The organism is Acinetobacter sp. JADD-222 (assembly GCF_049310645.1).
Window position 1 is genome coordinate 193113 of sequence record NZ_JBMOWI010000003.1, and the last position, 23623, is coordinate 216735.

Annotated in this window: 21 protein-coding genes, 1 other RNA gene and 1 pseudogene; 6 read left to right on the top strand and 17 right to left on the bottom strand. The window is 37.8% G+C overall.

Going from position 1 to position 23623, the window contains the following annotated elements; all coding sequences use genetic code 11:
* Positions 1-84 precede the first annotated feature (84 nt).
* The 3 genes from ACO6UW_RS04665 to ACO6UW_RS04675 all read right to left on the bottom strand — a co-directional run bounded on the left by ACO6UW_RS04665 (position 85) and on the right by ACO6UW_RS04675 (position 2650).
* The gene (locus tag ACO6UW_RS04665; RefSeq protein ID WP_057077338.1) at positions 85-1101 is read right to left on the bottom strand and encodes a FecR family protein; all 1017 of its coding nucleotides are present in this window, start codon (positions 1099-1101) and stop codon (positions 85-87) included.
* Entirely contained in the window at positions 1102-1623 is a 522-nt protein-coding gene (locus ACO6UW_RS04670; protein ID WP_081037654.1) for a sigma-70 family RNA polymerase sigma factor, read from the bottom strand.
* A 136-nt stretch (positions 1624-1759) separates the two neighbouring features.
* Positions 1760-2650 carry a LysR family transcriptional regulator gene (locus ACO6UW_RS04675; protein ID WP_045126465.1) on the bottom strand — a complete coding sequence of 297 codons (891 nt, stop codon included), beginning with the start codon at positions 2648-2650 and terminating at the stop codon, positions 1760-1762.
* A 187-nt stretch (positions 2651-2837) separates the two neighbouring features.
* Between ACO6UW_RS04675 and ACO6UW_RS04680 the strand changes: the two genes are divergently transcribed.
* From ACO6UW_RS04680 to ACO6UW_RS04695, 4 genes are all read left to right on the top strand, one after another.
* Positions 2838-3782 (top strand): dihydrodipicolinate synthase family protein, encoded by a 945-nt coding sequence (locus ACO6UW_RS04680; protein WP_000050874.1) that lies wholly within the window; start codon positions 2838-2840, stop codon positions 3780-3782.
* 172 nt (positions 3783-3954) lie between these two features.
* Positions 3955-5340, top strand: coding sequence for an MFS transporter (locus ACO6UW_RS04685; protein WP_057062614.1), 1386 nt, complete (start codon positions 3955-3957; stop codon positions 5338-5340).
* 76 nt (positions 5341-5416) lie between these two features.
* The gene (locus ACO6UW_RS04690) at positions 5417-6763 is read left to right on the top strand and encodes an OprD family outer membrane porin (RefSeq protein ID WP_057062613.1); all 1347 of its coding nucleotides are present in this window, start codon (positions 5417-5419) and stop codon (positions 6761-6763) included.
* Between the two features lie 635 nt (positions 6764-7398).
* A complete protein-coding gene (locus ACO6UW_RS04695; RefSeq protein WP_057062217.1) occupies positions 7399-7683 on the top strand; it encodes a hypothetical protein in 285 nt (94 codons plus the stop codon).
* 271 nt (positions 7684-7954) lie between these two features.
* Here ACO6UW_RS04695 and ACO6UW_RS04700 read toward each other — a convergent pair whose 3' ends face one another.
* The 7 genes and pseudogenes from ACO6UW_RS04700 to ACO6UW_RS04730 form a co-directional block, all read right to left on the bottom strand.
* Positions 7955-8440, bottom strand: coding sequence for an NF045616 family extracytoplasmic (lipo)protein (locus ACO6UW_RS04700; RefSeq protein WP_032052509.1), 486 nt, complete (start codon positions 8438-8440; stop codon positions 7955-7957).
* Between the two features lie 73 nt (positions 8441-8513).
* On the bottom strand, positions 8514-8957 hold the full coding sequence (locus tag ACO6UW_RS04705; RefSeq protein ID WP_032013107.1) for a hypothetical protein: 444 nt from the start codon (positions 8955-8957) through the stop codon (positions 8514-8516).
* Between the two features lie 51 nt (positions 8958-9008).
* Positions 9009-9413: pseudogene (locus tag ACO6UW_RS04710) on the bottom strand (NF045616 family extracytoplasmic (lipo)protein); the annotation flags it as partial.
* A gap of 49 nt (positions 9414-9462) precedes the next feature.
* Positions 9463-9921, bottom strand: coding sequence for a hypothetical protein (locus ACO6UW_RS04715; protein WP_005803091.1), 459 nt, complete (start codon positions 9919-9921; stop codon positions 9463-9465).
* A 6-nt stretch (positions 9922-9927) separates the two neighbouring features.
* A complete protein-coding gene (locus ACO6UW_RS04720; RefSeq protein ID WP_348891802.1) occupies positions 9928-10560 on the bottom strand; it encodes a peptidase in 633 nt (210 codons plus the stop codon).
* A gap of 1 nt (position 10561) precedes the next feature.
* On the bottom strand, positions 10562-11101 hold the full coding sequence (locus tag ACO6UW_RS04725) for a PAAR domain-containing protein (protein ID WP_057062216.1): 540 nt from the start codon (positions 11099-11101) through the stop codon (positions 10562-10564).
* A gap of 17 nt (positions 11102-11118) precedes the next feature.
* Entirely contained in the window at positions 11119-11547 is a 429-nt protein-coding gene (locus ACO6UW_RS04730; protein WP_016141971.1) for a PAAR domain-containing protein, read from the bottom strand.
* 344 nt (positions 11548-11891) lie between these two features.
* Between ACO6UW_RS04730 and ACO6UW_RS04735 the strand changes: the two genes are divergently transcribed.
* Both ACO6UW_RS04735 and ACO6UW_RS04740 read left to right on the top strand, forming a co-directional pair.
* Positions 11892-12380, top strand: a complete 489-nt coding sequence (locus ACO6UW_RS04735) for a hypothetical protein (RefSeq protein WP_017387083.1) — start codon at positions 11892-11894, stop codon at positions 12378-12380.
* A gap of 128 nt (positions 12381-12508) precedes the next feature.
* A complete protein-coding gene (locus ACO6UW_RS04740) occupies positions 12509-13036 on the top strand; it encodes a hypothetical protein (protein WP_017387082.1) in 528 nt (175 codons plus the stop codon).
* Positions 13037-13347: 311 nt separating this feature from the next.
* Here the strand turns inward: ACO6UW_RS04740 and ACO6UW_RS04745 are convergent, their stop codons facing one another.
* The 7 genes from ACO6UW_RS04745 to ACO6UW_RS04775 all read right to left on the bottom strand — a co-directional run bounded on the left by ACO6UW_RS04745 (position 13348) and on the right by ACO6UW_RS04775 (position 23556).
* Entirely contained in the window at positions 13348-14748 is a 1401-nt protein-coding gene (locus ACO6UW_RS04745) for an McrC family protein (protein WP_057062215.1), read from the bottom strand.
* Complete coding sequence (locus ACO6UW_RS04750; RefSeq protein ID WP_017387081.1) at positions 14745-16847, bottom strand: McrB family protein; 2103 nt, start codon at positions 16845-16847, stop codon at positions 14745-14747. Before ACO6UW_RS04750 ends, ACO6UW_RS04745 begins: the two co-directional genes overlap by 4 nt.
* A 454-nt stretch (positions 16848-17301) precedes the next feature.
* Positions 17302-17661, bottom strand: a transfer-messenger RNA (tmRNA) gene (ssrA, locus tag ACO6UW_RS04755).
* A 159-nt stretch (positions 17662-17820) separates the two neighbouring features.
* Positions 17821-19806, bottom strand: a complete 1986-nt coding sequence (gene ggt, locus ACO6UW_RS04760; protein ID WP_057062214.1) for a gamma-glutamyltransferase — start codon at positions 19804-19806, stop codon at positions 17821-17823.
* Positions 19807-20109: 303 nt separating this feature from the next.
* Entirely contained in the window at positions 20110-21633 is a 1524-nt protein-coding gene (locus ACO6UW_RS04765) for a DHA2 family efflux MFS transporter permease subunit (RefSeq protein ID WP_057062213.1), read from the bottom strand.
* Positions 21634-21639: 6 nt separating this feature from the next.
* Complete coding sequence (locus tag ACO6UW_RS04770; RefSeq protein ID WP_002121732.1) at positions 21640-22791, bottom strand: EmrA/EmrK family multidrug efflux transporter periplasmic adaptor subunit; 1152 nt, start codon at positions 22789-22791, stop codon at positions 21640-21642.
* Between the two features lie 267 nt (positions 22792-23058).
* Positions 23059-23556: a thioesterase family protein gene (locus ACO6UW_RS04775; protein WP_002121786.1), complete on the bottom strand. Its 498-nt coding sequence runs from the start codon at positions 23554-23556 to the stop codon at positions 23059-23061.
* Between the last annotated feature and the right edge of the window lie 67 nt (positions 23557-23623).

Consider the following 23623-nt stretch of genomic DNA (forward strand, 5'->3'; position numbering starts at 1 on the left):
TTTATTGCTTCTACTTACTATTTACTATGACGAACGACTTTCAAAAAAGTGGAACCTAAAATTTAAAATAAATTTAATTTTTTATTATTTTAAAGAAACCATAACCACAAACGGCGTGATTTGCTTAATTTTCAGATCTGGAAAAACCGTAGCCAACAACTTAAGTGATTCTGTGGTTTGGTCTAAAGGCAATACCGCATTGACCCGCACATGTTGCAGCGCCGCATCATTAAAAATAATTTTGCCTTTGTAGTTGCGGTCTAACTCTTGTAGCACTTGATTCAACGGTAGGTTTTCCACCATAAGTTGATGCTTTTGCCATTTTTGTTGTTCGTTATACACATTTAGTGCAGGCAGTTTTTGGACGCCATTTTTGTCCATTTTAATGGCTTGCCCTGCTTCAACAATGGCCTGACGAGTCGCATGTAATTGGGTGGTTTTAACTTGCGTGGCTTCTACTTTTACCTTTGAGTGCAACATGTTAAGTTCAGTTGCCGAAGGGTCATAACTGACGCTAAAAGCTGTGCCGAGTGCCTGAATTTTCCCATGACTGGTTTTGACCAAAAACGGTCTAGTCTTATCTTTGGCAACATCTACATAAATTTGACCTTGCACCAGCTCAAGCACTCGCTGGTCGGTTTTAAAATCAAGATTAACTGCACTTTTACCACGTAAAATTAAACGTGAGCCGTCTGGTAAGGTTTGCGTGGTCCACTGCCCCGATTGTCCTTGAATATCGGCTGTGACATAGGCCACTGTCGTATCAATTAAATAAAATAACGCCCCACTCATGGCAACAAACACAACGGCAAAAGCTGTTCCTGCCCGTAAATGTTTATAGGCTTTGCCTGAGCTTAGGCCAGCTTTAAGGGCAACTTTAGTGACTTTTTTATGTCCGCTGGTTTGGGAAAGTTTTTGAATTGAACCAATGCACTGTTCAATATCGGCAGCCACTTGGCGGTGTTGCTCACTGGTTTTTTTCCACTCTTCAAATTTTTGATTGGCGGTTTTTCGTGAGCTTTCATCATCCGAACTCAGTTGAACAATCCAATGCGCGGCTTCTTCAACCAGTTGGTGATGTTTGCTTTTATCCATGGCCATTTAAATGTAAGCGTCCATGTCTTGTCGGTTTTGGTAGCACTGAATTAAACAGCACGCCAAATATTTTTGAATCATTTTGGTCGACACACTTAAACGCTTGGCAATTTCTTTATGGGTATAGCCTTCGAGGTAATGCAAAATAAAAGCTTGCTGTGCTTTATCAGAAACCCCTTCGAGTGCTTTGCAAAGCTGGTTAATTGCTTGAATAATTTGCATTTGGTCTTCGGGTGAAGCCACCGCATCAAGCATATATTCCATTTGACTCAAGCCATCTAAATAGGCTTGTTCAATGCGTTTACGGCGCACTTGGTCAATGAGTAGGTTTTTAGCAATCGACGTTAAATAGGCACGCGGTTCCTTAATGCCAAATAGCTCGTCTCGCGTTTGTAGCAGTTTAATAAATGTGTCCTGAACCAGATCTGCGGCCTGATCAGTATTACCTAATTTTTGTCTCAACCATTGGTGAAGCCAGCTTTGGTGACTTCTATATAACTGATCTACAAGCAAAGAAGTTTTGTTCACAGCAATTGGACTCAAAACAAGGAACTTACAAATGATAATAATTATCATTTAAACAAGTCAAGCAATAATTCAAGTAAAACTTAAATCACTGTTTAATAAATTGAATTAATTGCCCGCTTGCTTTGCTGCACTTTTCTTAAAGCAAATCAGCCAAATTCCTAATTTCTTCCATCACCGCCTTACACGCAGGTGTTAAATAGCCATGCTTAGAGATAGACAAAGAAATATAACGCTTTAGCGCAGGGTTAATAATTTTTGCGGCTTGAATTGAGGTGTATTGGCTGGCCTTCTTTAACGCTTGCGGCCCCAGCATGGTATACATACGAGATTCGGAAACCAAATGGGTTTGTAAACTAATCGAATCGGCTTCAAACACAATGTTTAGTTCTACCCCATTTTCATAGGCCATGTGGTCTAAAAAATTGCGCCAGTTACTTGGCCTACAAAAGGTAACCAGAGGTAACTCACTTACTGCTTTAAAGTCGACTTCATTGGCCTGAGTGAGCATATCTCCTTCACAGCCGATTAAATAAGTATCGGCTTCAGTAAGGTAAACATCGCCTTGTTTAGGTGTCGGGTTAAATCGGTAGAGTATGGCTAAATCGACGCTGCCATCTTCAAGCCATTTTTCTAAATGCACGCCTTGCCCTTCACGCACCGACAGTTTAATTAAGGGATATTTCTCTTGAAGGACTTTATAGAGAGTCGATAACAACGGATGTGCAGTAGACGGCAAACTGGCAATACGAACCGTACCAATCGGAGTATCGGTCGAGTGCAAAATTTCATTATTGAGCTGATCGGTTACGTTCAGCCATGAACGAATTTTAGGAAGTAAATGCTGGCCTAAATCGGTGAGTTCGACGCCGCGTCCGGTTCGGTTAAACAAACGACCGCCACATTGCGCCTCAAGCTCGTTCATTTGCCGACTAATTTGCGGTTGGTTGGTGTTATGCAGCATGGCGACTTTGCTTAAGCTACCAAGTTCCACCGCGTCTAAAAATATTTTCCATAATTCATAATTCATCGATTCTTCCTAAATCGTAAATAGGCAGCATTTTGAGCCATACATTTTCAGTATAACTGAAATTCAAGAATTGGTAATTCCTACATAGCTCACCTATTTCTATACTCCAATCATGTTCTCTACAACACGATTTAAGTCAGATTAAGAACCAGAGAATATTTAATTACACTGTATAGGAAGTACGATTATGAGTTTAGATTTACGTGGATTAACCCCAGCACCTGTGACTCCTTTTACCCGTGACGGACAAGTAGACCATGATGCAATTCAACGTTTAGGTTCATGGTTAGGCAGTATTGATGGTGTGAAAGGCTTGGTTGTTCTTGGGCATGCAGGTGAAGGAACATTCTTGTCGCAAAAAGAACAAATGCAGGTCATCGAAAGCTTTGTTAAATCGGTAGATGACAAAATTCCGGTTATCGCAGGGATTACACTCGAAGGTACTTCGGTTGCAGCAGAAGAAGCAAAACGTGCAGTGAGTGCGGGTGCTTCGGCAGGTTTGATTTACCCTTCACATGGCTGGTTGCGTTTTGGCTATCAAAAAGGCGCACCACAAGACCGCTATAAAGCGATTTATGAAGAAAGTGGTTTGCCATCTATTTTATTCCAATATCCAGATGCAACGAAGGCCACTTACGACCTAGAAACCCTACTCGATATTTCTGCACAGCCAGGTGTGTTTGCCATGAAAAATGGTGTGCGTAACATGCGCCGTTGGGATGTCGAAATTCCGATTATTCGCCGTGAACGCCCAGACTTACAGGTGTTGACGTGCCACGATGAATATTTGCTTCACACCATGTTTGATGTAGACGGCGCATTGGTTGGCTATGGCAACATTGCCCCTGAACTGTTAATTGAAATGATTAAGGCCGGTAAAGCCAAAGATTACGCTAAAGCACGTGCGATTCACGACCAATTATTACCAGTGACTCGCAATGTTTATCACCGCGGTTCACACATGGAAGGCACGGTCGCGCTTAAACATGCACTGGTTGCTCGCGGAATTTTGGACCATGCCACTGTGCGTTCGCCTCTGCTTCCACTGGCTGATGGTGCAGAGCAAGAAATTCATGATGCGATGCGTCAAGCCGGAATTGGCAAGGTCGATTTAACCCAAGCCGTTGCTTAAATTCCATTCGGGCTAGCATATACGCTAGCCTTTTTTTCCTGTACGCTGCCTGAGGCCAAACATCGGGCATGTCTCTTAAAAACAATAATAAAAAGCATGCAAACTGTGGTGAACAGGTAGTGCGAAATAGAACAACAAAACTACGAGGAATGTAGTGATAAGGAGATATAAGATGACAAATCTAGCGGATGTAGAACAAATTAGTCATCATCAAAAAAATGCGGAAATTATTGCAAGACTCGAACGACTCCCCGTCACCGGACGATTGCAATTTATGCGAATTACCATCGGGATCGCGACCTTTTTTGACGCTTATACTGTTCTTGCGATTGCCTTTGCTTTACCCCAACTCATTACCGAATGGCACCTGACGCCTGCCTACGTCGGTGCGATCATTGCTGCGGGCTATGTCGGGCAACTGGTCGGAGCGATCTTTTTTGGTTCACTTGCCGAAAAAGTCGGTCGTTTAAAAGTGCTGTCTTTTACCATTTTACTGTTTGTGGCAATGGACATTTCTTGTTTGTTTGCGTGGAGCGGAATGTCGCTGTTAATTTTCCGTTTCTTACAAGGTGTGGGAACAGGTGGCGAAGTGCCTGTTGCGAGTGCCTATATTAATGAGTTTATTGGTGCAGAAAAGCGTGGTAAGTTTTTCTTGCTCTATGAAGTTTTATTTCCACTTGGTCTTATGTTTGCAGGCATGGCAGCATTTTTCCTGATGCCAATTTACGGCTGGAAAGTCATGTTTATTGTGGGCCTCGTTCCCTCTTTACTGGTCATTCCTTTACGGTTTTTCTTACCTGAGTCACCACGCTGGCTTGCTTCAAAAGGCCGTTTTAAAGAAGCCGATAAAGTCGTCAAAAGCTTTGAAGATGGTGCCATTAAAAGCGGTAAAACTTTGGCTGAACCTGTGGTTAAAGAAATTAACCCGCAAGGCATGGCAAAAACCGACTGGCGCGAGCTGTTCCGTGGCATCTACCGCAAACGTACCTTTACCCTGTGGGGCATGTGGTTTTGTGTGTATATGGTGAACAATGCCATGGTGACTTGGCTGCCATCTCTTTACAAACAACACTTTGGCCTGTCACTGCAAACCAGTTTAGGTTATGGCTGGATTACTTCGGGCGTGGGTGTGATTGCCTCTATTATCTGTGCGTTAATGATTGATAAAGTCGGTCGCCGTCCTTGGTACAGTGCAGCGTTTTTCTTGGCGATTATTCCACTCATGAGCCTCTCGGTTTTAGGCGCAAAATCGGCCATGCAAGTTGTGATTTTAGCAACGCTGAGCTATGCCATTTTGCAGACCATTTCATTCTCTTTATACCTTTACGCTGCAGAACTTTACCCAACTCGCCTACGTGCGATGGGCATTGGTTTTAGTACCGCTTGGTTACGTGCTGGCTCTGCGATTGGACCTGTTATGGTCGGCCTCGTGGTTGGTGGCTATGGCATTCAATATGTGTTTAGTGTGCTTGCCGTTGTGGCGCTCATTGGTGGGCTTGTAACCTTCTTGTTTGCCATTGAAACCAAAGGCCAAGTGCTCGAAAAACTTTCTCCTTAATTCATCCATTTCATCAAAGCTTGCCTAACCCAGCGTTAGGCAAAGGGCTTATTCATGCTTAAAAAAGGAATTTAAAATGAATAAATATTTGCTATGGGGCTGTATTGGTTTAGGCAGTGTAAGCAACGCTTATGCAGAGCTTCCTCAAGAATTTGGCAAGTTAGAATTAAAACTCAACACCCGTTACTGGAATGATGAAGGCACTGCCCACCCCACGCTTGCCAACCCTTCACCTTCGTCGACTAAATATGAACAAAGTGCTTTAGGGCTTGAGTTAAATTATCAGTCACCTTACTTTTGGGACTGGCTTGGAGTAGATGGCTCACTCTATGCAGTCACCAAGTTATTTGACTCTGGCAAACCGAGCCCTCAGCTTTTAGAAGTCGAAAATAACGGCAAGCTCGACCAAAACTTTGCGACTTTAGGTCAGCTCTATATCAAAGCAAAACTCGGCGATAAAGGCGAAATTAAGTTAGGCCGCCAGTTGCACGATTCACTGTTACTTAAAAGCACTAATAACCGCGCGGTGCCCGATACTTTTTCGGGTGCGAGTGGTCAGTTTCAACTCAATGATCAGCTACAAACTTACATGGCTTACTATAACCGCTGGAAACCGCGCACCATGGACTCTTTTGAAAAACTGGTCACTGAAAATGACGAGCGCATTGATTATGTCGGTTTACTCGGTGCCAAGTATCAGTACAAAAACTGGAGCGTGAATGCCGAATATTTAAACAGCAAAGATTATTTAAAAAAGTATGGGGTGATTGCTCAATATAAGTTGCCCTTGCATGGCCTTGTATGGACATTCAACACAGGTGCTTTTTTCTCGCGTGATGATGGTAAGCTTTTTAAATGCGGTGCCGAAACCGAGCTGGACTGTGTCAAAGGCCAAGACATTAACAACCGTGGCAATGGTTATTTTGTCGATGTAAATGTGGCCAAAAATAACCTCGAAGGTGGCATTGCCGTTTCAAAGTTTGATGGTTTTTGGATTGAAGATAACTTTGCCGTGCACTCCCACCGCAACTCGGTTCTGACGCAAGACCACGGCACTAACCCGTTTCCGACCTCTTCGACCATTGGCCCAGACTTTACCAATAACGATGAAACCGCTGTTGCCCTTCGCTTGAAATATAACTGGAAAGACTATGTGAAAGGTTTAAAAACCGAAGCGAAGTATATTTATGGCTTTGGCGCTCACCAAAGTAACATCAGCAGTGATATTGAAGGCAAAGAGCGTTACTTTGACTTAACATTAAGTTATGCCTTGCCGTGGGTGAAAAACTTAGATGTGCGTTATTCATTTTTGCATTATGAGTCAAAGTTTGAAAATACAAACCTAGGTGAAAAAATAAATGGCATGTCTCGAAAAAATTGGGACCAGCACCGTGTATTTATTAATTACCGTTATACATTTTAAGAACAGGCTAAACGTTTAGTTTAGCTTTATTATATTTATTAATTTACGGCTTTAAATATATTAACTTTTGAGTTTAATTAAAATATAAATTTATATTTAAAATTTTTATAATATTTTATTTAAATTGAATTGACCTGTTAAAAACTTATGATTATTATGGTCCCGCTGGCCTACATTGCCAGTCGGTTTTAGCAGACCGTAGATCCATGGCGGGTTATAGTTCCACTATAAGTCGTTAGACCCTTGCGTCCCTTTTCTTTGCGGTAGGACGGGAGGGGGACGCGCTCGCGCGTGCTGGTTCCTTGGATCCCAGTCTGCTAACCCCCTTTCGTTCTACCACCATAATCAATTGACGGTGATTTTTGGTGGTAGGGCTCCATAAATTCTAGGAGTTAACCATGACCTTTTTTAGATTAATCCCCTCTCCCTTATAAACTTTTTATTTATTTAAAATTTGGGTTTTCTATTATCTAAAGTTTTAAATCTATAAATTATTTTTACTTTAAAATTTAAGTCATTTTATTTTATTGCTTTTATAGGCGAGTTAACTATTGCCTTTAAAAATGATTTTAAAACTTAAAATATAGCGGTTTATTTTTTCTCATTGATATATCCCCAATCATTACGAGAATAATATGAAATTTTATAAAACTATTTTGGTTTTAGGCCTCGTTGTCAGCGATTACAGCGTTTCGGGTTGTGACCTTCACACTCAGCAGGATTTTGAAGAAATTTGCCTGTCTGGTGGGCACACCCAAGCCAGTTGCGACTGTATCTATCAACGGCTTGAACAAGTGTATTCGCATAAGCTCATGCAACGTCTAGAACATGTCAGTTTGCAAAGTCCTGCTCTCCCACAGGACTTTGCCCCTACTTTTTTTAATGTGATGCGGCGGTGCGATAAAGAAGACATGGGCTAAACGTTTGGCTTAGCTCCCTTATCTCTGTGTCGCAATGGTGGATGACTTTAAATCAGCGCAAAAAATTAAAGTTCTGTTGTGGCACGGGGCCTGCTTATAAGAGAGTTTGGTTCAATTGTATCTTTCTCCCATTTCGACTACTCGAAATGAACTAGATTCGATCAATTGTGTGTCAGACTATAGAATAAAAAACTCTTCACTTGTGGAAATGAAGAGCTATAACTGAATACATATATAGTATCCAAAATCATCTATGATCTCTTTAAGTGTTTTAATTTAAAAAATTAATTACCCAATAAAAGAGATTTTTTAATTTAGTCCAAAGGCCATTACTAGAGTAATCATATTGATTAATGCCACAATATATACCTTTATCAAGGTCTGCTTCAGCTTCTAATAATGTTATGTGACCTTCTGAAGTCTTATTTACGCAAATTCTTTGTGTATATGATTGGTCTGTTTCAAGAACAACATCATATGGAAAAGGCTCTTTAAATTCAGAAGATTTAATTTTAATACAGTTTTCTTCAATAATAGGCATTTTAAGATTCAAATAAGTTTTTGAATATGAAGAGTGAAAAGCATTAATTCCATCTACTTTACCCATATAAATTAAAGTCTGGTTTCCATATGCTTTATCATAACCCCCTTTTGTAAATACACACACATTATTGTTTTTAATTTTTACATATAATGTTGAACTGGGAGAAGCACTAACAGAACCACTCATAAAAATCAGTAAATACAATAATTTAATGCAAAGTACTTTTAATGTAATCCCCCCACTACTAGGTCTGAGGTTAAGCATCTGCGTAGTTTTATTTACAGCATTATAAATCATGGCATTTTTGAATAAATGTATTAGTGTTCTCACTTTTCTGTTCGGTAAGAACCTTATCTTTATACAAACAAAAACCTATAGTAGTGAATCCAACACTAGTGTTATTTAATCCTTGTTCTCCTAGCAACATATAGTAAGCATGTTTTTCTACAATTTCATTTGATTTATAGTTCTCCAAAATAATCTCTTTCATTTCTTTGTCAATTTCTTGAGAAACAAATAGTCGTTTGTAAGTCATACCATCTGATTCAAAGTTTTCATAGTCATTAATTTCATAATGATATACCAAAACTTTTTTATCTGTCGGGAATGAGAAATAGAGATTTCCTTCATTTTTATAAATAACAATATCGGTTCTTGTTCTGTTATAGCTTGTACAACCCATAACTAGAAAAGGAATAAATAAAATAAGAAACTTATTAAGTGATTTCATATAAAATACTTTGAATTTTAAAGCTCTAAAATAAGCTAACTAACCAATAATTGTGCCACAATATGTACCTTTTTCTAGATCTGCTTTAGCATCTAATAATACAGTTTTTCCTTCGGAATTTTGATTTACACATATTCGTTGATTATACTCTTGATCAGTTTCAAGCCAAATCGAATAGGGCAAATTCTCTTTAAACTCTGATTTATTAATTTTAATACAGTTCTCTTCAATAATAGGCATTTTAAGATTCAAATAAGTCTTTGAATAAGAATCATGAAAAGTATTAATTCCATCCACTTTTCCCATGTAAATCAAAGTTTTGTCATCCGGTGTTTTATCGTAATCTCCTTTTGTAAATACACAGACATCATTGTCTTTAATTTTTACATATAGGGTGGCATATGGAGAGGCGTTAACAGTACTACTAATAAAAAGTAATAAATATAATAGTTTCATTAAAATTTTATCTTGTTAATAATAAATGATTACTATCAGGGTTAAAATTTTATTTATCTTTAGCATGACATTTTTCTATAAAATCTGAATCCTTCTCTCGGCTACTTTGTAATAGCACACTATTTCCTTTTATACAGAAACCTAGAGATTTTAGTCTAGCATTTAAATCATGATCATTTTCTTGAGTCATAACATAAAAATAAGCATGATCTGGTATAATGTTGTATTTTGAAATATTTTCTATTTTTATATGATCAACTTCTTTGTAGTATGAGTTTTCTAATACTTTTCTATACTCTGTTGGTCCATTTGGAGTTGAAAAATTATCTTTTTCAAAATCTTTAATTGCATAATTTTTAACAAAGATTTTATTTGGGAAATTGATAACTAAGCTATCATGTATCAAGCTTATTTTAAATTCTTCATTCTTATTTTTATTGAGCATAAAAATAATTGAAATTAAAAATAATGTTACTAAGACATATCCAACAATTTTTTTCTCTTTCATATCGATCTACTTAATTACTTCTCTTATTTTTTCTTCATAGACTGCTATTGTAGCCTGTAAGTTATTTCTATCTATATTGATTAAGTTTTTTCTACTAATAGCCTGTAAATTATTTGTTTTTAATGCCCAGTAATCTGCAAAAATTTCTGCTTGTGACTCTAGGTTGTAATTTACAAATTTCTTATTACTCTTATATCTGACATAGTCAGCCACAGTGTCGGCATTATGTATATTATATTTATATGGGTCCTTAAAAACTGTACATGCCTGTGCTATTCCCGCACTTATAAGTACTCTATTCTTTCTTTGATGTTGCCAAACATGCCCCATTTCGTGAATAAATAAATGTTTATAGCTTATATCTTCCTTACTATAATCCAATAAAAAATGTTTGGTTGGAATGAAAATATGTCCATTTGGAGTCACAAAAGTATCTTCATTCTGTAAATCAAATGGAAAAAAACTACCTTCTATAATTGTAACTTTAGAATAATCTATTGTATTTTTATAGACTAATTGGCATAACTCAATTTCCCCTGCTGTTAAAGTTCTCGTCCTTAATTTCAATTTGGCCAAGCTATCTTTCTTATTATTAGTAATTATTTTATCTAAATTATTTTCAAGAATACTAAAGCCCATTTTACTCTTCTCCATCTAAATCTGAGAAATATTTAATTTTGTCTTTAAAAAAGATTTCAAATTCAGAAACCTGTGCAGCATTCTGAGTTTCAAATCTTTCTGTTTTGCCATTAGAATCTAAAGTTCCCTCAATGACCTTTTCTCCAACTTTAAGTCTATAGCCTAATCCTGCAAAAAACTCTGAAAAACTGTTATTGATTTCTACTTGAACTTGCTCATCAAATTTTTTATTAATAGATGAATCTTTTTGGTTGTCCTTTCCAGAATAAGGACTACCACTCTCTCCTACAACATGAGACTGTTGTGGTTGAATCGTTGCACCACATGATAATTTATCACCCACATATGCTACTGGTTTACCATCAAAAATCACATGGTCATGACTTTTAATAACTACTGACCAACACCTGCATTTAGGGCACATATGACCATCACCAGCTCTAACAAACAAGTTTCCCATCTGAGAACTTCTCGATTGTGTAGATGGAACAACTCCACCATGATCAGTAATAGCGTTGTGAATCGCAAAACCTTTAGCCATAGCCTACCCCTTAAAAATTAGTCATGACTCAAAAAGTTTTGAGGTAAGGCCTGATCTTTGTAAATTCTAATCGCAATAGTATTATTCGGACTCTCAATAATTTCATCCCCATTTTCTAATCGACTGCCCACTAGAGCTACCGGTGATCCATCAACAATACATGCTGTACCAGCACCAGAGATGATTTTGGAGGTTGTGCCATCTGCATAAATAACTTCATCTCCAACACGGGCAATAGATAATCCTTTAATTTTTGTATTAGTAGAAGATACATTAACTAAACCATCGTTCTGAGTTTTAGCACCATGTACAGCCACGTAGTAAATAATATGAGGTTTATTATCCCAATAGAGTTTTTCAGCATTAGAAATCTTTTGAATATCATTTTTTGAAAGCTTTTCTAATTGTTCAATAGGAAGGTCTTGTAAAAAAATAGGACTTGTCATTATAGTTCCTGCTCTAATTTTCAATACAATAATATCAAAACTTACTTAAACTAAAAAATAAGTTATATGTAACCATATAGGGTTAATATCTTAGAAAGTTATTTAAAATTTCAGAGTAAGTCATCTTTATGTCAATAGAAGATTTCTTTATGAAAGACTCCTCTTTTAAGAGATATCTTTTAATTAGTTTAGCCTATTCATGAGAATAATGGACCATATCTAATTAATGAGAATATGTATAAGAAAGTATTTGGTCGTCCTTATGATAGTGCTACCGTATCGCAGTTTATACGACAATATCAATATACACCGCCGCTCAGTAGTTTCTAGTCACGAGTAATAATATGAAGAAAACGATATTAATATTTTTAGCACCGCTTCTTTTGGTTGGCTTCAATGGATGTAAAGCATCTGAAAAAGAGGATGTAGATACATTTATTCAAAAGGACTTCAAGAATTACGTTACTGATAATAGAAAATTGATTTTGGAAGCCAATAAAGACGTAAAACAAGAACCAGCTCTAAAAGAGATCATTTTCAAAAATACTTTTGTAAAAGTAAGAACTGCACAAAGTCTACTGAATGATGAGTATGGTAATTGGTTAACTGGCTTAGATAAAAATAAGTTTGACTATACCGATCTCAACGATGTCTGTTGGCTGACCGTCTACATGCAAAACTATGTAAATAATATGGATGAGCAATATAAAGCCAATATCACCGAAGACACCAAGAAAAGTGTTAAGCAACTATACGAAGCAAGAAATGAAATTATCAAGCTAAGAGATAGCAAAGAAAAATCTCTAGCAACTTTTCAACAAGTTTGTAAATAGTTGAAAATATTAATTAAATATTACTATATAAAGCTCCAATTAAAAGGAGCTTTATATAGCTAATTTTATAAATTAGTTATAGTTAAATCTATTTATTCCCTGCCTGAATAAGAAATGGTTAATTAATTGTGAAATCTAAACTTTGTATTATTTTATTGTCTCTTTTAACAGTAGCATGTAGCCAAGTCCGCCCTCAAAAACATGGAATTACTGAGGCTGATATAACCCAAGCATATGAAGCATCACTCTATGCCCAGTTTAATCAGCTTTATTACACAAAGTTTCTGTATAAAGCAGCATACAATGAAGCTAACAAGGTAACTGAAACTAATGATCAGTTGCTAAGTTATGCCACCTTTTTAATGTATACAATTAATACAACTTATGACTCTTTAAACATAAAGCTTAATGATGATCTAGATTTAATGGCTTCTGGCAAAAAAAGTAAGATGTCAATTGATGCTTTAGATTCATTATGTGTAAGTAATAAATACATTGAAAAATATATAAAACTTAAAGGAAAAAGCGGAAGTGAGATATCAGCTAAAGCGAAAGAACTTTCAAAAGAGGCTTTGGTACTTCAACCGAAAATTGAAAAAATCATTATGAAAACTGATTCACCGTTAAATGATATTGAATGTAAAAAATTAATCTAAGCGAGAAAAGGCCCTGAATGTTGAAGGCTTTTTCTAAAGTGAGTTAACGTAAATTACCCCAACTGATTCAAATAATAAAAACAACTCAGAGAATTCCTCGGAGATCCACACAATGTTAGTAAGCAGAACTTATGTTAAATTTATCTGTGCTCTTCTGTTTATGCTTTTTATGAATGGTTGTGCAAATTCCCAGATAAATAGCGATAGAGAAGCTTTAATTAATGCAGGGCGTGCCGCAGTCAGTATAATAACTACAAATTACCGAGTTTCTAAATACGCTCTTCAAGAAAGAAATAGGGATGTTACTTTTGTTAAATAGTTATGTCTTTTTTGCCTATCAAATCTGCTATTCGTTTTACAAATATATCTTCACTTTCAATTAGATCATCCATTGTTTGGGTCTCATGAACATAAATTCCATCTATTATAAATAACACATCATTATTATTGTTACCGTATAAAGTTTCAGAGTAAGACTTCTCAACGTCTAATTGTTTTGATAATGGATAGATCAAACCACTTGCTATTAAGTTATTTTGGTAATAACCCGAGTAAGAATGTATTTGGTGTAAATCTGACCTATCAATGTCATTATTTTGCATTTCCATTTTCTTAAATTTTGCGTCAAAAACAATAATTTTGCCTGTTTCCTTATGTTTCATTATTAAGTCTGGAAATATTGATCTACGATAAAATTGCTGTTTGTAAATTGGAATATCAACTTGTCCACTTACCGACCATTCAGGAAAGTTTCTACTCAAAAGTTTTTCAAGATAAATTTCATATAATTCTGCAATATCAAACAAATAACCTATTGTCTCTAAACTTTTCTTATCATTATCGGGTATTAGGTCTTTGTTCAATAAAATTATTTCTGCATACTCCAAAACTTTTTTGAAACCACGATACATTGGATTGTTTATAGTTTGGTATGTTTTGGCTCTTTGTATTGTTTCGTAACTCGCAAAACGACCAGAATATTGTTGTTTTAAAAATTGACTTAAACCAAGCAAACGGCTGTGAATTTCTTTGCCGAAAACACTTTCTAATTTCTTTAATGCCAAATATAAAACATCAATGATTTCTTGAATATACATTCGTTCCCTGAAAGTTGTTGTTAGTTTTCCTTGAAATAGAATATCTCTTTTTAAGTAATCATTAAAATTTATACTTCCTCTTACTTTTTGACTTCGCTCTTGCTGTTTTTGATATTGTTGTGGCAAACCTAAAACCACCGCTTTTTCTAATGACTGAATAAATAAATGAGCAATAATAAACAAGAACTGATTTTCGGTTTCATCTGTCTTTGCTTGTATTGGCTCATTGTCAACGTAAATATCATTTACGAAGTTAAGCATACGTTTTAGAAAAGTGTCGCCATATTTTGTTGTAATATTAATTTTACAACCTTTGTAAAAAAGCACTCCAGCATATACACCAGTTTGAATAAAGTATTTTTTTTCTTTTTCTTTTTCTTTTGAATATAATTTTAAAATTAGACGTTCTTCATCTTGCTCAAAAATACGTTTGCTTTTGAAATGAAATACTTTGATCTGTTTTAGTTGTTCTGCACCAAGTTTTAATTCATAAACAGACGAAAATATTTCTTGCAAGTTTTTTACGCTTGACTGTTTTACTCCGAAAGCTTTACCTAAGTTTGAAATTGGGGCTTCTTCGTAAAAATTATGATTGACTGGAATACTAATTTTCATTTTATTGTTTCTTTGAACTTATTCAACGCTTCATCTAACCTACTTTCCAATTCGCTTTCCACAAATACGGCTCTTAGATATTCTTTCAATGTTGGTCGCAAATACAAGTTAAATAAAATTTCAATATTGTTATTTGTAATATCTTTACGCTTAGCAATATCGCTAATCTTCATAAAAAATGAATGACCAAATTCATATGATTTTCCCAAACCTAAGTCTTTAGAAATATAGTCATTCAATTTTTCGCAGGCTTTGACATACAGTCCAATATTATTGAACTGATCTTTTCCTTTGAAACGTGTCTCCTCTTCAATTACTTCGTAATCACAATCTTTTCTTATCCATTTAAAACGTCTACGGAGTGCTAAATCAAAAGCATCAATACTTTTATCCACATCATTCATCATTCCAATAAAAAATACATTCTTAGGAACTCCGAACTTCACTTCATTGTTGTGAATTTCATAAGCTAAATCTTTAAATTTATTGTCCTCTTTGATCAAATCTTCAATTAGCGCAGAATATTGTGTTCGAATCAGGTTTTTATTTTCAGTATCTTGTCGGTAATCTTTTTCCAATAGCGATAAAGTTTCGCCAAAAACCATTGAAAGATTTGCTCGGTTTATTTCGTCCACGACGAAATAAAAATCCTTTTCAGGGTGTTTTTTCGCTTTGATACAAAAGTTTTTAAAAATACCATTTACTAACTCAAAGCGAATATTTCCATCTTTTGAAACGCCTTTTGGTTTAATACCTTCAATAAAATCTTCGTAAGTAAATGATGGATGGAATTGTAAAACCTCATATCTTGAAGTATCACCTTGACAAACAAAATCTAAACTACTTTTTACAGAAAATGTTTTACCTGTTCCTGGCGGCCCATAAAGAATAACATTAGGATTGTTTGTGTCTGCAATCGATTTGGAATTTACAAAACGCCATAAGAAACGTGAAAGCAAAACAAGTTCGTTTTTGTCTTGTTCATTTACGTCTAAAAGTTTCTTTGCTACAAGACAAACTTGATAGTTTTTTCTAAAGATTTCTTCAGCATCACTATCAATAAACTCGTTATATAGTTCTTCTAACCATTGTGTAGAGTAGATATAGAGAAAGTCCGATAAATTATCCAATACAGCTAGTTTCATTAAAACTTGCTTGGCACTGTAATTTGAATTTTCAATCAAATATATTTTTTCTAACGGATCAGTTTTTGAGACAATACTTTTCAGTAAACCTTTTATTTTTTCATTAAAATAAAGTTCCGCGTCTTGTCGAGTAGCATTTGACTTGTTTACACTTTTGATATGATAAGTAGAATTGTCATCATTCAATTTCACTTCAAAATTGAATGCTGTACCAGGCTTTGAAGAACCTAAAACAATTCTCGTGGTTCGTTCTAAAAAGTTACATAAATATCCGCCGGGCATTATTGCTGTGGAACTTCCTAAAATGTTTGTGTAGTCATCCAAACTCAATGTGTCATTTAAAATTTTATGCTTATATAATTTCCATTCAGAAATTAATTTCTCAACTTCGTCCTTATTAAATTTTTTTTCTTCCTCTTTTGTTTCATTTTTAAATTTGTTCCAAAGTACTTTGATGTGAGTTTGTCGCTCTTCTGACAGTTTTATATTTTCCATTAGTCTCTTATAAGTCCTTAACTTATACCACTTTACAATAAAATTATTTGTAGCATTAGACCCGTTACAACAGGTTAAAGTGCCTGGCGCTTGTATATGACTTTTACCATAAGCTGTTAAAATCTGATAAAGAAGATTTTTCTCATCTTCTTCGTAAAAACCAAGAATTTCAATTTGTCTTCTAAGTTTGAACCAATCAAATTCATCGTCTGTATTGTGCTCTATATAAGCATCACCCTTTACTTTTACTAATGCTACTGGCGTACTTCCATCACGAACCATCACAACATCGTCAATTTTCATATCATTTTTGAAAAGCTTAGGATCAATTACTGAATTTCCTTTTTTGTCTTCCCAATATTCACCCATACCTATAACTTGTTTTTTCATAAGTATAGCTTTTAGCGTATCAACGTCTAATCTTGAGTCTGGGTGTAGTTGTATGTGCCAATAGTTCATTTAATATCAATATGTGTTGTCGTATTTTAGAAAAGGAAAAAGGCCGATTTTAACAATAGCTCTATCATCTGTATTTCTTACAGCTTGTGGCATGGTAATGGCAATTGAACTCATCCAAAATCTCTAAAGGAATTTACTCATTAAAAAATTAAAGCTCTAGATTTCCCCCCCAATTTAACTCATCATCTTTTCAGACAACAACTACTTTATTTATAAGAATATTCAAAACAGAAAATTATTTTCATACCATATATTTAGACGAGGTTAGAATAACAAAAGTATGAAACCAGAAGATAAAACTCGAATCATTATTGATCAATAAAACCCCATAATACTTTTTTTAATAAATAAAAGATCAGACTAGAAAGTAAAAATTAAAGCAAACTAGAAGTTGTCAAAAACCTGTCAATAAAAAAGCCACTTACATTAAGTGGCTGATTTATTTAAAGTATTTTGGTGGAGATGGCGGGAGTTGAACCCGCGTCCGCCAGCACTACGCTCGAGAATACTACATGCTTAGATATCGTCTATTGTTTTAACACCAAGTGACCCGACGAACAGGGTACAAGGTGCGATCCTCTAAGTTTGGTATAAAGCCCCGAGGCTTGACTCTATACGGACTTGTGTGCGTGCGCTTCAGTCGGGTTCCCAGACCACAAGTATTCTAGGAAGCGGACAAGCGGCCCTTAGGCAGCTAGAGCGTAAGTTTCGTCGTTTGCGACTATTTAAATGCAAATTTTATTTACGAGAGAAAATGCGCTCTCGGCATGCATCTATGAGTTTCATCACCGGCGTCGAAGCCAATAACATCCCCATGAATGTCTGCACATCATAGCATAACTAAAATAAAATGCTGTGCAATTTATCAACAGTCTGCTACTGATGAACATATTTACATAATGGAGAGCCTTTTGTTTTTTTCAAGGGCCATATAAAAAAGCTACCAAAAATGACAGCTTTTTTAAAGTTGGGTCTATAAAGCACCATTGCCTAACACGATCCCTTCACGGCGTGGGTCTACCCCACCTGCGTATTTACTTTGATTATTTATATTTACTTTCATAATCGTTGAAATACCACTGGTTTGCGCAGTGTTCGATATGCCATGCCCTTTTGCTTTTAAGCCTTCAATCAGGTCAACTAAGGAAAGCTGAACGTTTGAGCTATCCACATTGGTGTTTTTGCTATTGGTCGCGCCAAAGTTAACAAGTGAAGTGGCCTGCTGTGCATTTAAGTTCCAGTCCAATGCACCCACCAAAGTCTTAACCACATATTGAATGATCGTACCACCGCCTGGTGAACCTGTTGCCATATAAAACTCATCTGGCGTGGTGCCTTTAAATACTAAGGTTGGTGCCATAGTACTACGTGGGCGTTTGCCGCCTTCTACACGGTTGGCAACTGGTGCCCCAGTGCTGTCATAAGGGTTTGCGCTAAAGTCAGTTAATTGGTTCGACAGCAAGAACCCATCCACCATGTGGAATGAACCCATGCTCGATTCAACAGTCGATGTCATTGAAACCACATTGCCATAGGCATCTACTATCGTGAACTGAGTCGTGCCATGTTCAACTGTGGTATCTACACCTGCCGCTGTATTGAAATTACCTGCTGGTGCTACGCCCATACTTTGGTTCGGGTTAATCAGTGCCGCACGTTGTTTTAAGTAATTTTTATCAATAAAACTTGGAATACCCTGTGCCGGCAAACGAACAAAGTCGGTATCTGCGACATATTTATCACGGTCAGCATAGGCCAAACGCTCTGCCTCAGACACTAAATGCACGCCCATGACATCGGGCACACCGCCTTCATTTTCAGGGTTTTTAGGTGGATAAAGTGACATATCAAAGTTTTCTAAAATACCCAGTGTCTGTGCAACTGCAATCCCTCCCGAAGATGGAGGTGGCATGGTACATACATAGTAACGGTCACGGTACGTTGTACAAATCGGGTCGCGTTTTTTCACCTGATAGTTCGATAAATCCTGCAAGGTCATCAAACTTGGGGTAATTGGAGTTTTTGCTGGGTCTTCTCCTTCAGTTCGGCTAGCTTCACTAACAATCGCTTGAGCAATCCGACCAGTATGCAATGCATTTGCACCCTCGGAGACTATTGCTTTAAGTGTATCTGCATATTCTTTATTGGTCATGGTCTCGCCGACTTTGCGTGGTGAACCATCTGAATGAAAATAGATTCTCATTGCATCTGCATCGAGCGCTAAGCTGTTTGCATTACTTGCAATTGCATCTGCCAAACGCCCCGGTATGCGGAAACCGTTGTCAGCCAAACTAATCGCTTCACCAAAAAGCTGTTTCCATTCAAGCTTGCCATGCTCTTTTTGTGCTTGTTCAAGCAAACGCATCACACCCGGCACACCAATCGAGCGACCACTACGGCGTGCACTTGGTACAGGTGCAGGTGAATTTGGGTCATATATATTTTGGCGAATTAAATAAAATTCGTTGGCTGCTGCCGGTGCGGTTTCACGGCCATCATAAGCTGTAACTTTTTTGGTTTTGGCATCGTAATACATCATAAAACCACTACCGGCAATGGTGCTCGATTGAGGTTCGACCAAACCAAGCACGGCTTGTACCGCTACGGCTGCATCGACTGCACTACCGCCTGCTTTTAACACATCACAACCCGCTTTAACAGCAAGTGGCGTATTTGCCACCACCATATATTTATCTGCGTATTTAACCGTGTTACCGAGTCTATAACCCGATGCACCCTCTGGCGCGGCGGGGTCACCATTTTGGTTTGAACCGACCACCACGCTTGAACCGTCTTGTGCCAGTTTGCTACAACTGGTCGGGTCATTATCTACAATTAAATTGGGCGGGGTTGTATTTGAATCATCCTTGGGCTGATCTGACGAGGAGTCATCTCCACATCCTTGTAATAAACCGACTGCTAATAAACTACTGAACAAAAATGAATATCTTTTATTCACGTGATAACTCCAATATATACGCCTGCCTATCCATGCAATTGCCATGCAAGCTTCTTTGTTTTCAGGTCTTCAGTTTTTTAATCTTTGATAAAAATAAAGTTTTAATAATATTAAATGATTGAGGGTATTTATTTTGTGCTCTGTGTGATGTCTCCTTGTTTGTTATCACACTCTTTTATAACTGATTTGCCCCATTCTGGCATGCTTTATTTCTTTCAATACAGGCTAAATCTGCTATTTATAAACTCACTCATTTTGTAGTTGGCCTAAAAAAAGCACCTCCGAAGAGATGCTTTTTTGCGTTTAGTGAGAAGGCATACCGCTAACCTGTTTGGGTTTTGGACACAGCCAAATGACCAGCCCTGCAAAGACAAACACCATCGCAAATAGCAAAAATACATGGTTTGCCGACATGGTAATGGCTTCTTTATCGACAAGGTTTGAAATAATTCCTAAGGTCGAGTCAGCCGAAAAACCATTTTGCATAAGATTATTTTGAACTTCGGCAGTATTTAGGTTTGACACCATTTCACTGCGTGCAACTTTGGCGTGGTCGTCCCACACGGTGACTGCAATTGAAGCGCCAATCGCCCCTGCCATGGTTCTTAAGAAGTTCATGAGGCCCGCAGCAGATGCAATTTCTTGCTGGAGTACTGAACCAAGCGCAATGTTCGACAGTGGAATAAAGAAGAACGGTACAGCAAAACCTTGCAGGATTTGTGGCCAAGCCAATGCCATAAAGTCGGCGTCTGTGGTCCAGAATGCCCGCATTAAGGTCACACCACCCAGCAAAATTAAACCGAAACTCGCTAGTGCTCGTGGGTCATGTTTGGTTGAAAGCTTTGCCACAATCGGTGACATGGTCAAACTACCAAAGCCCATGGTTGCGGTTAAATAGCCGGCCCACGTGGCGGTATAGGAAAGGTTCATTTGCAGCCACTGCGGAATCAGTACAATACTGCCAAAGAATGCTCCAAAGCCAAGCGACAAGGCCAGTACCGAAATAGCAAAGCCCCTATGCCTAAAGACTTTCACGTCTACGACGGGGTGTTTATCGGTGAGTTCCCATATGAGGAATACCACAAAGCCTATGGCGGCAGTTAAAGCTAAAACGATAATGCTGGTGCTGTTAAACCAGTCGCGTTCGTGCCCCAAATCGAGCATGAGCTGTAGCGCACCAATCCAGAGAATTAACAAACCTAAACCGACCGTGTCGATTCTTAAAGAAATGGTTTCTGTTTCAGCCACTCTTAACAAGCGCATTGCCGCTAAAACACAAATAATCCCAACCGGTAAGTTAATAAAGAAGATCCAGTGCCAAGACAGGTTATCACTAATCAGACCACCCAAAATTGGTCCTAAAATTGGCCCAACGACGGTAGTCATTGCCCATAAGCCCATCGCCTGTGCATGCTTTTCTTGAGGGAAAATACGCATGAGCAATGTTTGACTGAGTGGCATGAGGGGGCCACCGCATAGACCTTGCCCAATACGGAAAAACACCAGCATCCCTAATGAGTTTGCTAGACCACACAAGAAAGAAAAAATGGTAAAGCCAATCAGACCAAAAATAAAAACCCGAACGGTTCCAAAGCGACCTGCAAGCCAACCTGTTAAAGGTACACAAATCGCTTCTGCAACGGCGTACGACGTAACAACCCATGTGCCTTGTGTACTTGAGACAGCAAGGTTACCGGTAATATGCGGTACAGATACGTTGGCAATGGTCGTATCGAGCACGACCATAAAGTTCGACAAGGCAATAACAAACGCTGCCAGTATTAAACGGCCACCGCTTAGTTCGGCAAAAGGTGTTTGCGTTTTCATAAGCGTTTACTTCGCAGATAAGTCGACTTTTGCTTCCATCGACAAGCCAACACGCAGTGGGTGTTCAGCAAGTTCTTTCGGGTCAAGTGCAATACGAACTGGTAAGCGTTGAACCACTTTAATCCAGTTACCTGTTGCGTTTTGAGCCGGAATTAAGGCAAAGGCAGAGCCTGTACCACCAGAGAAGCCCATCACTTTGCCGTGATATTCAACGTCATCGCCATATAAATCTGAAGTTAGCGTGACCGCCTGACCTGGACGGACTTTTTTCAACTGACTTTCTTTGAAGTTCGCATCTACATATAAATCGTTAAGCGGCACAATCATCATCATGCTGGTGCCCGGTGCAACGCGTTGACCGACTTGAATATTACGACGCGTAACCACACCATCGACTGGCGCACGAATCACGGTACGTTCCAAATCAAGCTGAGCTTGTTCAACATGTGCTTGTGCAACTTGTACATCAGGTGTCGAAGTTTCGCTTACACCCTGAATTAACGCTTCATTTGCAGCTAAAGTACTTTCGGCAGCTTTACGGCTCGAAGAGGCTTGCGCTAAACCAGCTTTAGCAAGCTCTAGCCCTGCTTTGGCTGTTTCAACTGCACTTTGTGCTTTAGTGAGCTCTTCTTTAGACACTGCACCAGAGGCAGCAAGCTGTGCACGGCGGTTTAACTCTAAAGCAGCTTTATCATAGTCTGCTTGTGCTTGAGCAACCTGTGCTTTGGCACTGTTAATTTCGTCAGCACGCACCACAACTTGAGAGTTTAAAGAACTACTGTTTGCCGCAGTTTGTTTGTATTGGCGTTTTGCTTTGGCAAGTTCTGCCTCAGCTTGGGCCAATGCAATTTTGGCATCACGGTCATCAATACGAACCAGCACGTCACCACGATGTACAGTTTGGGTATCTTTTACGACAACCTGAGCGACCTGTCCGCTCACCATTGAAGTAATTTGTGCGGTTTCTGCACCGACATAGGCATTATCCGTACTCACGGAATTATTTAAAAATAATGCCCAGATTGCATACAAAATAGCGGCGATCAATAAAATCAGCGCAAAAAAACCAAGAAATTTTTTGCGCTTGTTTTGATTGTTTTCATCCGAGGCAGATGTTGTTGGCACTGTTTCTTGTACATTGCTTTGTGCATCAGTCATGGTATGTTCCTAAAGATGAGTTGGCTTTGCCATCAATCTCGCACTACACCTTGTTATAGAGTTTTTATTTTTCTATAAACAAGACATACCGCATTGTCAAAGGAGCTAATTTTAACGCTAAAACCTCATAATATGAGAATAAAATTTTATAACTCATGCGTTCGTTCTAATTAAATTAATGTTTATCTCAAAGATTTTGTAAAAATTTCTGCTTTTCAAACACTAAAAAAAGCGCACTTGGCGCTTTTAAATGATTCAATTCATTGCTTAATAGGCATATGAAGCAATACCCGCAGCAATGGCTTTATCTTCATCATTGACCATGGTCATACGCATGGTGCAGCCCTTACGACCTAAACGTAGTACTTCGGCACGGGCAATAAAATATTTACCACGCCCCGGTGCTAAATAATCTACACGCATGTCGACTGTTGCCAAACGCGATACTTGTTTAATGGTTTCAGTTAAAGTCTCGGGAGTTGAACGACGATAGAGATGTTCCATTGCCACAATTCCGCCAATACTATCGAGCAAAGTTGCAGCAACGCCACCATGCAAAATCTGAAATGCCAAATTGCCAATCAGGTTGGGTTGCATCTCGATATAGCCTTCAATGTGCCCGTCCACCACACGCATAATCATTCCACTATGCTTAAAAAAAGGAGAGCTATTAAACGCCTTACATAATTGGTTGAGAACCACAGTTAGGTCAGTTTTTGCACCTAAATGGATGTTCCCAGTCCAATTTTTCTTTTCTTCACTCATATGTTGCCTAAATTTAAAAGCATGATAAACACCCATAATTTTGTACAAATCCAGCATTATGGGGCTA